General features: G+C 38.1%; 8 protein-coding genes. 3 read left to right on the top strand and 5 right to left on the bottom strand.

The features are described 5' to 3' along the window. Window positions 1-40 precede the first annotated feature (40 nt). From pheT to CLNEO_RS06015, 3 genes are all read left to right on the top strand, one after another. Window positions 41-2,440: a phenylalanine--tRNA ligase subunit beta gene (gene pheT, locus CLNEO_RS06025; RefSeq protein ID WP_066085954.1), complete on the top strand. Its 2,400-nt coding sequence runs from the start codon at window positions 41-43 to the stop codon at window positions 2,438-2,440. Between the two features lie 946 nt (window positions 2,441-3,386). Beyond that, window positions 3,387-5,015 (top strand): methyl-accepting chemotaxis protein, encoded by a 1,629-nt coding sequence (locus CLNEO_RS06020; protein WP_242864182.1) that lies wholly within the window; start codon window positions 3,387-3,389, stop codon window positions 5,013-5,015. Between the two features lie 61 nt (window positions 5,016-5,076). Then, complete coding sequence (locus tag CLNEO_RS06015; protein WP_066086616.1) at window positions 5,077-6,810, top strand: GGDEF domain-containing protein; 1,734 nt, start codon at window positions 5,077-5,079, stop codon at window positions 6,808-6,810. A gap of 210 nt (window positions 6,811-7,020) precedes the next feature. Here CLNEO_RS06015 and CLNEO_RS06010 read toward each other — a convergent pair whose 3' ends face one another. The 5 genes from CLNEO_RS06010 to CLNEO_RS05990 all read right to left on the bottom strand — a co-directional run bounded on the left by CLNEO_RS06010 (window position 7,021) and on the right by CLNEO_RS05990 (window position 14,008). Beyond that, complete coding sequence (locus CLNEO_RS06010) at window positions 7,021-8,262, bottom strand: peptidoglycan-binding protein (protein WP_066085948.1); 1,242 nt, start codon at window positions 8,260-8,262, stop codon at window positions 7,021-7,023. Window positions 8,263-8,293: 31 nt separating this feature from the next. Continuing rightward, window positions 8,294-10,015 carry a S8 family peptidase gene (locus CLNEO_RS06005; protein ID WP_066085945.1) on the bottom strand — a complete coding sequence of 574 codons (1,722 nt, stop codon included), beginning with the start codon at window positions 10,013-10,015 and terminating at the stop codon, window positions 8,294-8,296. Between the two features lie 216 nt (window positions 10,016-10,231). Then, window positions 10,232-11,962, bottom strand: a complete 1,731-nt coding sequence (locus tag CLNEO_RS06000; protein ID WP_066085942.1) for a S8 family peptidase — start codon at window positions 11,960-11,962, stop codon at window positions 10,232-10,234. Further along, a complete protein-coding gene (locus CLNEO_RS05995) occupies window positions 11,947-13,722 on the bottom strand; it encodes a S8 family peptidase (RefSeq protein ID WP_066085939.1) in 1,776 nt (591 codons plus the stop codon). The genes CLNEO_RS06000 and CLNEO_RS05995 overlap by 16 nt, the downstream gene beginning before the upstream one ends. Before the next feature lie 19 nt (window positions 13,723-13,741). Next, complete coding sequence (locus CLNEO_RS05990; RefSeq protein WP_066085936.1) at window positions 13,742-14,008, bottom strand: hypothetical protein; 267 nt, start codon at window positions 14,006-14,008, stop codon at window positions 13,742-13,744. Window positions 14,009-14,066: the final 58 nt, after the last annotated feature.

Genomic DNA, 14,066 nt, shown 5'->3' with positions numbered 1-14,066 from the left:
ATTTCGAAAGCGCTTTTATTTTGAAAGGAGAGTTATTATCATGGATTTACCGATGTCCTGGTTAAAAGAATATACCGATGTGAACGTAGGCATTAAGGATTATGTTGAAGATATTACGATGAGCGGCTCCAAGGTAGAGGGATACACTGCCTTAGCGGGTGAGATTAAGAATGTTGTAACAGGCTATATCAAGGCCATTGAAAAGCATCCCGATGCAGATAAACTGCAAATTTGCACTATTGATGCCGCCCAAGGTAAGGATTTAACCATTGTAACAGGTGCGCAAAATATAAATGTAGGGGATTATGTACCCGTTGCCTTGGATGGCTCTGTGATTGCAGGGGGAAAAGAAATTAAAACAGGCGCTTTAAGGGGTGTTGAATCCGAAGGAATGCTTTGCTCCATTGAGGAATTGGGCTGCGACCGTCATGATTTTCCTGAAGCTCCGGAGCATGGCATTTATATCTTTCCCGAAGCGGTGGAATTGGGTAAGGATGCTATTGAAATTTTAGACATCAAAGACGTAGTTGTAGAGTTTGAAATTACCTCCAACCGTCCTGATTGCTTTAGTATTTTAGGTTTGGCAAGGGAAACTGCCGTAACTTACAAGAATGAATTCAGATACCCTGAAATTGTAGTGAAAGAAGAAGGCGAAGGGAAAATCGACGAGATGATTTCCGTTGAAATTCAAAATCCAGAGCTTTGCCCCAGATATATCGCAAGAGCTGTGAAAAATGTAAAAATTGGGCCTTCTCCCCGTTGGATGCGTAAAAGATTAAGAGCGGCAGGCGTTCGCCCCATCAATAATATAGTAGACATTACAAATTACGTTATGCTGGAAATGGGTCAGCCAATGCATGCTTTTAATATCGACTGCATTTCGGACAGAAAAATTATTGTAAGAAATGCCAGAGCTGACGAAAAAATCGTTACTTTGGATGGTGCGGAAAGAACATTGAACGAATCTATGCTGGTGATTGCAGATCCTGAAAAGGCTGTTGCCATTGCAGGGGTTATGGGTGGTGAAAACTCCATGATTAGTGAGGACGCAGAGGCAATCTTATTTGAATCGGCAAACTTCAATGGCCCTAATGTGCGTATCACAGCAAAAAATGTGGGCTTGCGTACCGATGCCTCCAGCAAATATGAAAAAGGCTTGGATCCAAACATGGCGTTAGATGCTGTTAACCGTGCGGTTCAGCTTGTTGAAATGCTGGGCATTGGCGAGGTTGTTCCTGGTATGGTGGACTGCTATCCCAATCAGCGTAAGCCTTGGGAGCTTTCTTATTCTCCCCAATGGATTAATAAATTCCTTGGAACTGAAATTTCCGAAGAAGAAATGCAAATTACCTTTGAACGCCTAGGCTTGATTGTTGACCCTGCAAAGCACACGGTAATTGTCCCTACCTATCGCCCCGACTTGGAAGCACAGGCGGATTTGGCAGAGGAGGTTGCCCGCTTCTTTGGCTATGACAAAATCCCCGATACTTTAGCATCAGGTACACCTACCGTTGGTAAGAAAACCTATGAGCAATCGGTTACGGCTTTGGTAAAGGATACCATGATTTCTGATGGCCTTTGTGAAGCTATGACTTACAGCTTTGAAAGCCCCAAGGTGTTTGATAAGCTGATGATTCCCGCTGAAAGCAAATTGAGAGAGACTGTTACAATTTCCAATCCCTTGGGTGAGGATTTCAGCATTATGCGTACGGTTTCCTTTAACGGAATTTTGACCTCATTGTCTACAAATTACAACAGACGTAACGAACAGGCAGGTTTATTTGAGGTTGCTAGAGTCTATATCCCAAAGGCATTGCCTTTGACAGAATTGCCCCATGAAATCCCCACATTAACCGTAGGGATGTATGGGAACATGGATTTCTTTGATTTAAAGGGAATTGTAGAGCATTTGTTTGATGTTTTAGGCCTAAGCAACAGTGTAGAATATCTGCCTGAAAAAGAAATTGTATGGATGCATCCCGGCAGAACGGCAAGCGTAAAAGTAAATGGAGATACCGTTGGCTACTTGGGCGAATTGCACCCCGTAACTGCAAAAAATTATGAAATTGGCACAAAGGCATACATGGCTGTTTTGGATTTGGAAAAAATAATTGCATATGCGGACAGAAATGTAACCTATAAGCCTTTACCTAAATTCCCAGGCATGACAAGAGATATTGCGATGCTTGTGAAAGAGAATGTCACAGTGAAAGAAATTAGCGATATCATCAAGAAAAATGGTGGAGAGTACTTGGAAAGCATTGAATTATTCGATGTTTATCAAGGTGCACAGATTGAAGCAGGCTATAAATCTGTTGCATACTCCATTTCTTTCCGCAGTGCTGATAAAACACTGGCGGATACAGATATTGCAGATGCAATGCAAGCAATTTTGAAGGATCTGGCAACAGAACTGGACGCACAACTTAGAGATAAATAAATTATAGGAAATAAAATGACCTCGTTATCATATGATAACGAGGTCATTATTCTAAAAAAAGTGTAATTTATCTTATATAAATTTTTGTGATTGTAAAAGCAACATACCGTCTTTTGTTTCATTTAATCTAAATAATCCCCTACGTCACTTTGATGATACAGTTTTATAATTTGAAAAACAGCGAACCATTTGGTTGTACTTGTCCTAGGATAATTTTATACCTTGTGCGATTTTTATTAAGAGTAATTTTGTAGTTTTGAGATTCTTTTTGACCAGTTAATTGTGTAACCATGACTTACATGATGTTTCAACTGAAGTGTAATACTTGGAATATAAAGGTTTTTTCATTTGTTTTATCTTTTCACTTTCTCCTAGAGGTTACAGAAAACTTAATTTTACAACGTCAAAAATAAAAACGTGTTAGAGCAACTGAACTTTCTGCTGGCAATACATTGTATTTTTATTTTAATGGAAATTTTACAATTTAAAAAATTTTTTATATGGTGGTTATATTATCTTGTTACAATTTATAACTTTTTGGTGAAAAATTGCACAATTTAACACAGATATAACATAAGGTTTACATGATTTTGATAGTTTCTCAAAAATGTGACTGCTATAATTATTTTAAGTAATGTTAAAATTTATCAGCATATTATGGAGAAAAATGACAATGAATAAAAAAATTAATTTACACAAACCAAATTTTAAATTTTCAAGAAAAATTAGCTTAAGACATTATTTTAAATTTGCAGTAGGATTTAATACAAAATTCACACGTTATCTTGAAAAAATATATAAAATTAAACCAAAATTAAATTTTATAAAACTCCCCAGTATAAAACAAAAAAAACAACTATCAAGAGTGCCTAATGTAAAACGAAACTTAAAAATAAGCCATAAACTGCATTTGGTATGTGCAATCGCAATCTGCATGAATATTTTGATGATTTTAATTATTCTTGGAGCATTGCAAACAGCAGAGCAAAAAATGCAGTCTTTTTATGATATTGAATATAAAAATAGCATTCAACAAATGCAGATTAGAAATGATGTCGTAACCCTAGATCATACAATTCTCTCCGCTGTTATTAACCACGATTATGAACAAAGCAATGAAGCGGTAGACTTAGCAGTGCAAAAAACAGTTAGCGATATAAATATTTTGAAAAAAAGCTTTTCTGATGATCAATTAATGAAGGAACTAAACAATACGCTGAACAAATTTATAGCAGAAGAGATGAAGGTAATGTCCTATGTTTTTGCAGGGCAGACGGAAAAAGCTTTGGTTGCCATTCGTGGCGATTATAAGCAGCATGTAGATGATTTATATGATATTTTGGATACTGTATCGATAAAAGCGGAACATGCTGCAACCTTAGCCCTTCAGGAAACGGTTCAACAGCGACATCACACGACATTGCTTTTGATTATTGCCACAACATCACTAGGCTTTATTTTACTTTTTACAGCAGGAATGCTGGATAAAACAATTCGCAAGGCAACCAGTAAAATTATACATATCGCAGATTGCATTGAAATTGGGAATTTGAATTTTTCTGGCGAAAAGCATTTACCGGGAGATGAATTGGATGATGTTATTTGTTCCTGCGAACAAATGGCACAGACTTTGCAAATCCTTATGCGGGATGTGGCCAGTATGTTAGAGGAAATGGCAAAAGGGAATATGGTTTATCAAACGATACATCGAGAGCACTACACAGGAGATTATCAAAGCCTTTTGGTTGCTGCGGAAAATATGCAGTCCTATATTAATTATGCACTAAACAATGTGGATACTGCGACACAAAGAGTGGAGGGCCATGTAAAGGATGTTTTGGAGGGTGCGCAAAATCTTTCCATTCACGCAGTAAAGCAAAACGAATCTATTACACAGCTTTCAGACACACTATGTGTAATTTCCAACAACTCTAAGCACAACGCGGAGCAGATACAGAAAATAAGTCAGGCAACATACGAGATGAATGAGCAAGTAGGTATCACTCGCCAGCATATGTCCCAAACAACCAACGCGATTACAGATGTGACTGCCCATGCTTCTAAAATTAAAAAAATTATTAATACAATCAATGATATTGCTTTTCAAACCGATATTTTGGCACTAAATGCTTCTATAGAGGCAGCACGGGCAGGTGCAGCGGGAAGAGGATTTTCGGTTGTAGCGGGGGAGGTAAGAGCTTTGGCACAAAAGGTTACCCAGGCTGCTAAGGAAACGGAGGAATTAATCGATAACTCATTGCAATTAACAAATAAATGCGAACGCACTGTTTCACATACGTCCGATTCTTTGGACTTGGTTGTAAATCGAACAAATGATATTACGGAAATGATTTCAAAAATCTCAAAAGTCGTTAAAAAAGATCAAGAAGATATTAAAAATATCTCTTTTGAGGCAGAAAATATTAGGCACATTGTAAGGATGAATACGGAAACAGCACAGCAATTTGCTTATGGCAGTGAGGATGGCTATCAGCAAGTAAACATATTAAAGCAGCAGATGAAGCAGTTTGTTCGTCAAGAGGTATCTACTGATGGCAATGAAAAAATTAGCTGATGCAATAAGCAATTGCTTTTCTTATAGATTTTATGATCAAATTAATAGGGGGGAGAAGCGATTGAAAACTGATAAAGTGAATGAATTTTTTACAATTCTTACAACCGGCGCAATCAGTACAGTTTATCAGCCTATTATTTCCCTGGAAAATGGAAGCGTTTTTGGATATGAAGCGCTTAGCAGAATTACAATCTCTCAATGTGAATTAAGTATTGAAGACCTTTTTAGGGTTGCTGCACAGCAATATAAATTGTGGGAGCTGGAACAATTATGCAGAGCGAGAGCACTTGAAAATGCAACGGGGAAGCCATGTAATGCGAAATTATTTATCAATGTGGACCCGAACATCATTCATGATCCAGACATTTTTCAAGGGTTTACTCGCGTAAAGCTAAAGCAATATGGGCTATGCCCCGATGATATTGTTTTTGAAATAACCGAACGCAGCGCTATAAACGATATGGAAACCTTTACGGCGGCCATAACACATTATCAATCCCAACATTTTAAAATTGCAATTGATGACTTTGGGTCAGGTTATTCCGGGATGAACCGCGTTTGTGCATTTTCGCCGAATTTCATCAAAATTGATATGCAGCTTATTCGAAATATCAATGAGGACACCGTAAAAAAATCTGCAGTGGCTGCGATTGTTAAGTTTTGCAAAGAGTCGGGAATTAAAATAATTGCAGAAGGAATTGAAACAGAAGCAGAGTTGAAAACCTTAATTGAATTAAACATTGATTATGGGCAAGGCTTTTTTCTGTCAAAACCCAACAGAAATTTTGTTGATATTGTTAAGGAACGACAAGTACTTATAGAAAATGCAAATTATTCAAAAAACACTACGGGTATCTTGGGGGAAATTGGAATTCTCGCCAAAAAGAATCGCTGTATAACCTTACAAGACAATGTATTTGAAGTTTTTAATAACATGAAAAAGGATATTACGATCACAGAGGTGTGCGTTTTAGATGCAAACAATTTCATATGCGGTATGCTGACGCGCAACTATATTTTTGAAAGATTCAGCGGCCAATTTGGTTACGACTTAAGCAAAAGAATTAAGGCCAAACAAATAATTAACGACAATTTTTTAGCTGTTGACAAAAAAACGCCGATTGAAAAAGTTGCCGAGTTGGCAATGGAAAGAGAACTTTCTATGGTTTATGATGCAATTGTGGTGACGGATAAAAATTCCTACTACGGCATTGTTACAATTAAGGATTTATTGAATTCTGCAATTAGTATTCAAGTGAGTCGTGCAAAATGCTCAAATCCATTGACAGGTTTACCGGGAAACACGGAGATACAGAAGCGAATATCTACAAAAATCATTGAGAACAGCGCTTTTTCTCTCATATATATCGACATTGACAACTTTAAGCCATATAACGATGCCTACGGCTTTACAATGGGAGATCAAATGATTGTTGCATTGGGAAATATTTTGAAGGAGTGCGTTGAAAATGGCGAGTTCGTTGGACATATTGGTGGGGATGATTTTGTAATTATATCAAACCGCCACCGTTCAGAGGTTTTTTGCAGCAAAATAATTGATTTATTTGCTGCAAAAGCAAAGCTTCTTTATACCCAGGAGGACGCTGAAAACGGTTATATTGTTTCAAGGAATAGAAATGGTTTTACGGATACATTTTCTCTTGCCACTATTTCCATTGCCGTCGTTACAAATCAATATAAAACTTATGTAAATTTAAATGAATTATCCAAAGTGATTGCCCGGACAAAAAAATTGGCAAAAATGGAAAACGGAAATTCTATTGTGGTAGTTTAATTATTATTTATGTCTATATCATTTTATTTGTCATTTGCCACGAAAGCATATTTTCTTGCCTGAGTCAGGGCAGAATCAATGCCAATGGAAAAAGCATGTCTATCGTTTTTAGCCACTGTCTTTTTCCCAAAATATAAAAGCCCAAATTGCAGAGATTTGAAAGACAAATCTTGTAATGCAATTGGGCTTTTATTGATGGTTCAAAAGAGCTTAGGACAGCCTTTGAATTGCAACGTAAACATCGGATATTTTATACCAAGTAGGATAATTTACTGTGCCCGTCTGTGGTAAATTAAATACTTTCTGGAACACCATAACGGATTCTGCGGTTCTTTCTCCGTATGACCCATCTTCAATTAACTTGGGAATAAGAGGATAATTGTTTGAAATTGCGTTTAACTGCTCTTGAATTGTTCTTACGCTTTCACCGCTTGAGCCAATGGCAAGGGTAGAGCCCGGAAAAGACATGGGAATTCCATCAACCTTTTCTGCTTCTCGTAAAAAAACATTGCTGCCATAGTAATTGCGTAGTATTTGTAAAGCGTCATAGCCTTGATCTCCAAGGTCTTTTGAGCCCCATTGGCTAAGCCAGCCCTCTCGTACCACTCGCCTACCATCTACATATTGGGTAAACAATGGCTGTCTAATATCCGGTCTGGCAATATAATTTGTAAATATTTCATCCACAACTTCGGATATTTCTTGGAAAACATTCCTGCCGAAGGTAAACGCCTGATCATAGGCAGTGGAATTTGTTATGGTGAAGTCGAAGCCCTTTCCTCGATACCATTCTGTGTAAACTCTGTTTAGCGTAAAAGACAGCATAGCATGAATGTTTGCTTTTAACGTTTCCCTTGGCCATGTGGCATATATTTCGCTACTGGCCACATTTTTAATATAGTCCTTAAAACCTACCGTATAGTTTGGAGCAGATGCATCCTCAGGCACACCGGCATGCACAACGATAATACTGGGAATAACTGGTTGAGGAAGCACCACCTGCTGGCTGGGAAAAGGTAGCCTTTTGATTTCCGCTTCCGGTATTTTCGGAGGGAAATTTCCGAATAAAACAGGATACGGAATATTTATTTCTGAAAACATAGGTGTTAAGGAAACTTCTTGTACTGCTGTGGTTTCTGGATAAATTTGCACATTGTTGATGATGGCTTCTTCATAATCAGGCAGTGTAACTCTAACATTATATTGATTAAAAGGACGTGGCATATCGTATTCCATTGAGTAATCAACGGGGGGCGCACTTAAGGGAATTGGCGAAACTTCCCCCCAAGCATTTGTTCTTGTTTCCTCAATGACCGAATCATCATAGGGATCTATAACGGTTACTGTTGCTCCTTCGGCGGGCATGCCTATATTTGTAAGATAAGTGTTTATTCTTAACAATCCTGTTCCTCCTAAGTAATTTGAGCGTAAAGAAATTCTGCCGTTTGACATATACAACCTCCTTCGAGAATTTTAAAGCAAATTAATAAGCAACAATTGATTCTTTTATTGCGTTAAAACTACCATATAAATCAAGCCTTCCGTATCCCCATTTAATATTGGGGTATATCCTGTTTTCATCTCGACCAGCTCCACTGATTAAGAAGGTTTTGACTAATTCTCCATCCATGGAAGGTATATTCCCTTGAACGATACTCCATTCAAACAAAAGTGCCGTAGCCCCAGCTGTAATTGCTGCCGCTACACTGGTTCCTGTTTTTGAGCCCGTGCCGGTGGGGTAAATGCCTTGCACACCTACACCAGGAGCCACCAAGTCTGGAGCCATACGAGGCAACCTTGTCGGCCCCCAAGAAGAAGACACATATAGACTTTTGTCGTTACTGTTATATGCACCGCAGGTAATGGATTTAAACCCGTTGCCGGGATAAACAATGGTATATTGAGGTGAGGGTTTAAATAATTCAATATAGGGGCTTACTTGCCCCGTAACGGGAAGCCAAACAAAATAATCTCCGTCTATAATTGCATCACCAAAAAGTTGGATATCCCAAATTCCCTTGGTGGCATTTTTAAAACCAATAAAAGCAATATTACTACTACATTTGTAATACTCAATTGATATGGTTGTATTTTCTGAAATCAGTTTTTGCTCGTATTTAAATCCAACTTTAAAAGGGATACGGGAAATTACTTCGCTGGTGGGAGAGGCAATGCTCAAGGAAATCTTATCGTATGCCGAGGAATATATGAATAACGGAAAGGATTCGTCCTGCTTTCCCACATTGATGCTAAAGGTATCCGTTGCGCGGGTTTTGACAATCTTGCCTTGGGCGTGGTGACGTGCATTACTCTCATTTCCAGCCGCAACAACATAAGCATAACCGGCTCTTTGAGCACCATAATCAATATATTGTTCAAATAAAGTATCTCCGTCATGGCCGCTGAAGTTGGAGCCCATAGTGATACACATTACAATAGGCAAATTTAATTCTTCTGAGCGATCAAAAATATATTTCATTCCTAAAATATAATCCGTGGATTCATAAAGATTTGGATTTTCCTTAGGCAAGAGGAATTTTTCAATATAATAATCATTGGCGCGGCGCAGCTTCACTGCCATAATGTATGCTTCTGGCGCCGCCCCGATATATTCTCCCTTTTCATTGCTGGCGGCAACGGATGCCATAAAGGTACCATGTCCATCCTCGTCTATAGATGGAACTATTTCATAAGGGTTTTCGTGATTTAGGGCTTTATTAATATCCTCATGTGTATAAACGGAACCAAAATAAAGATAATCTGGTCTGTTTCCGTCAATAGTTTGATCCCAAAGATAAAGTATTTTTGTAGAACCATCATCAAAGCGAAATGCATCCTTTGTATAATCAATGCCGGTATCAACAAAGGCGATGATAACATCCTTGCCGGTAAGCTTTATAAATGGCTGATTTTGAACTCGCGTAATTCCGCTGGCATCATTGCTTTTGCTGTCCATGGGCGACATAATTTTAGGGAAGAATTCTTCAAAATCGTTTCCTAATTCTTCGAACAATTTTGGGATATTATCTTTATTTGTATATAACACAATCATTTCGTTTGCCATTTCTGTACCCAGCTTAATATAGGGTTTGTCTTTAACAAACAATTTAAATCGATCCGTATTTACGAAAGCAAAATCTACAGTTGTGGGAAGCTTAATAAATTCATCCAAAGTTAAATCATATTCATTGGAAACCGTGTCCAATAAAAAACACCTCCTATCTTTTGCTGTAAAGTATTGGATTGCTAATGTGAAGCGAGGTATAGCTTATGAAGTTTCTAGATTCTTGTATCACTAAATAGTTTTTAATTCTTTATAGAATCATAGACTGCATTTGCTACATTTTTTAAAAGAAAATGCAGTACAGTCTAAAAGGTTATTGCACTAAAAGCTGGCAAAGAGGGGGGTTCTCAAATTGTACTATAATAAATAATAGTTAATCACAGATTCTTTTATGACGGTGAAACTACCATATAAGTCAAGTCTTCCATAGCCCCATTTTATATTAGGGTACAACATATTTTCATCACGGGTAGCTCCGCTGATTAAAAATGTTCTGACTAAATCCCCATCCATAGCAGGAATATTTCCCTGAAGGAGGCCCCATTCAAGTAAAAGAGCTGCCGCCCCTGCAGTAACCGCTGCTGAAACGCTAGTTCCGGTTTTTGTGCCGTAGCCTGTGGGATAGATGCCGCCTACATTAACCCCAGGAGCTACCAAATCAGGAGACATTCGAGGTAATCTTGTTGGTCCCCAAGAAGAAGAAATATAAAGGCTATTATCAGTGCTGTTATATGCCCCACAGGTGACACACCTAAGAGCAGTTGCCGGGTAAACAATGGTATATTCTGGAACAGGCTGAAACATTTCAACAAAAGGACTGATTTGCCCTGTAATAGGTAGCCATGCATGGTATTCTCCACTTACAATAGCATCTCCAAAAAGTGTAATGTCCCAAATTCCTTCTGTTGCAAGTTCAAATCCAATGAAAGTGATATTATTCACGCCTTTATAATATTCAATGGTTATAGTTGTATTTTCAAAAATCAGCTTTTCACTGTACTTTAGACCCACCCGAAATGGCAGCCTTGCAATCACCTCTCCTGTGGGGGAGGTGACACTAACAGATACCTTGTCATAGGCAGGTCCATATATGGATAGAATAAAGGAATCATCCTGTCTTCCTACTTTCACACTAAAGGTATCTGTGGTACCTGTTCTTGGTATTAATCCCTGGGTATGATGCCTTGCGTTGCTTTCGTTTCCTGCTGCTGCAACAAAAACATAGCCTGCTCTTTGAGAAACAAAAGAAATATAATCCTCAAATAGGGTATTTCCGTCATGCCCACTGCTGTTTGAGCCCATAGTGATACACATTACAATAGGTAGATTTATTTCCTCTGAACGATCCATAATAAATTTCATGCCTAAAACATAGTCGGTGGATTGATAGAGATTCGGATTATCCTTTGGCAAGAGAAATTTATCAATATAATATTCATTGGCTCGGCGTAGCTTTACTGCTATGATATAAGCCTTTGGCGCAGCGCCGATATATTCACCTCTTTCGTTACTGGCAGCAACGGATGCCATGAAGGTTCCGTGTCCATCTTCATCTATAGAAGGAACGATAGAGTAGGGATCATCGGAATTCAAAGCTCGATTGATATCATCTTGTGTATAAAGGGAACCAAAATAAAGATAATCAGGCCGATTTCCATCAATGGTTTGATCCCAAATATAAAGTATTTTTGTGGAGCCATCCTCAAAACGAAATGCCTCCTTAGTGTAGTCTATCCCCGTATCTACAAAGCCAATGATGACATTTCTGCCGGTGAGATTTAAAAAAGGCTGATTTAAAATTTGTGCAATCCCACTATCTTCATTGCTCTTGCTATCCAAGGGAGACATGATTTTGGGGAAAAATTCATTAAAATCATTTCCCAATTCTTCAAACAAAAGAGGTAAATTGTTTTTATTAGTATACACAACCACTAGCTCGTTTGCCATTTGATCCCCTAATTTTATATAGGGTTTGTCTTGTATAAATAATTTGAAACGATCTGTATTGATTACGTTAAAGTCCACAGTTGTGGGTAGTTTTATAAATTCCGACAACGGTAAATCGTTTTCGTCTATATTTGCAGCCAAAAGTAATCTCCTCCTAATCTATATTCAACTAAATATTGCATGGTATCGTATAAGCAAAGGGTTCCATAGCCAAAGGATGCATTCGGATAGACAATATCAGGCCTTCTTTGCGCACCCAACCGTAAGAAGGCCCTCAAACGTTCTCCATAAAGAAATGGGTCGTTATTTTGAATAATTCCCCATTGCATCATCAAAGCAGCCGCACCGGTCACAAAGGGGGCAGCAACACTGGTACCCGTAAAGGTATCATAACCACCTCCGCTTCTTGTGGATAATATATTGACTGCCGGTGCAGCAATATCCGGAATATGGTTGATGTCATCAACACTTCCTCTGCCCGAAAATACTGCTATATTACCCACACGATCATTATAACCGGCAACCCGTACTACTTTTGCTGCTGTAGCGGGAATGGTCATGGTATTGTAAATGGATGGATTGGCAAAAAAGGTTTGTTCTGTAACCTCTTCTAGCGTTGGAAGCCAAATGTTATAATTTCCATCAACAATTTGTTGCGCTATAATTCTTAATTTGACGATGCCCGGAAAAAAAGGCTCTCCAGTGACATTTGAAACAAAAAAAATTTCTTGCGCTGTTGAGTAGTGAGAAGGCTGGCCATAAAAAATATTTGTAGTAAATCCAGGCCGTCGAATTGTTTTTGTCTGGCTTTCGACACCGACGACACCCGTTGAGCTTCCGTCCGGAAAAATCATTTCAACAGAAAAATTATCAGCAAAGTTTTTCCATATGGATAAATATGAAGTTTCCAGCCCGGGACCCACAAAAAATTCAATCTCCTGCACTTCGTTTGAGCTAATTCTGCCCTGATAATGATGTCCGGCAGAGCTTTCATTACCAGTAGGAATTACAATTGCAGATTTCCAGTTAGTAGAAATTGCCGTAATAAATGTTTCAAAAAGGGAATCTCCTTGGTGGGAACCATTATTCATCCCAAAGCTCATATTAATACAAACAGGTTTATTAAAACGTCTTGCCTTGTCAATTACATATTTTAATGCTCTCATTAGTTCCGTAGACCTAGCAAAGGATTCATAGCCTCTATACCCAACCTTTACGGCAATAATGTCTGCCTCCGTAGCAACGCCGCGATTCACACCATCACTTGCTCTTCCATTTCCTGCTGCAATGCCGGCAACTGCCGTTCCATGCCCATTGGTATCAACACTTGGAACAATTTGACGAGGATTTGCACTTTCTATGGCATTATTAATTTGCTGATTGTTATATTCAACGCCACCATAAAAGCCAAATGGCGGGGTGCCTTGCAGTGTTTGATCCCATATAAACAAAATTCTGCTTGTTCCATCATTATTTTGAAAATCCGGGTGCATATAATCTATCCCAGAATCTATGATTGCAACAATGACGCCTCTTCCACTTAAATTAAATCCATCGGTTCTTTGAACAGAGGTTACGCATGTGCTTATGAGATTACTGGGGCCATTAAAATATAAATTTTTCGGCAATTCGATATGTTCAACCTCTGAATAGGTGTTTAAAAGACCAATCCTTGTTTTATCAATCGTAATAATTGCATAATTTAGATAAATGATTTCTGCTTCTGCATCCAGTTCCGCTGCAACTCTCTCGATATCCCCATTGAATTTCACAATTACTTCTATTTCGTTTTCATCTTCCAGCAAATCTAAGACTTCAGCGAACTCAAATCCATTTGTTATTTCCGTAGCAAATAATTCCTTCGTCCGAGAAAATCCAGAATTCTTTATTTTCTTTTGCATATTGTTATACCCCCTCGGCTTAACAAAAAGTGCGAATATTCGAAACCTCAATCAACTTATGAACCCATGTTTGATCCAGCTTTGCAAAACCTATCAGCTGCTTTTCATTACACTCTTTTATTAAAAACCAAAAAGCTTCATCATTTTTTAACGTTAGATATACAATTGTGTTTTCCTGATTTTTCAACAAAGAACAAAGGGTTGCATTTAAAATATGATTATTTTTGGGGGTATATTTTAGAACGGCTTTTTGTGCCCCATTCAATCGGCAAGAGTTATAATGCATAATCGTCACCCTCTCAGCTATATTCATACATTATATTATGAAAGTTAAATTTTAATGT

Origin of the sequence: Anaerotignum neopropionicum, from assembly GCF_001571775.1 — a bacterium.
Classification (GTDB): domain Bacteria; phylum Bacillota; class Clostridia; order Lachnospirales; family Anaerotignaceae; genus Chakrabartyella; species Chakrabartyella neopropionicum.
Note: the sequence above shows the minus strand (reverse complement) of the source record. Positions and strands in the feature narration are given on the sequence as shown.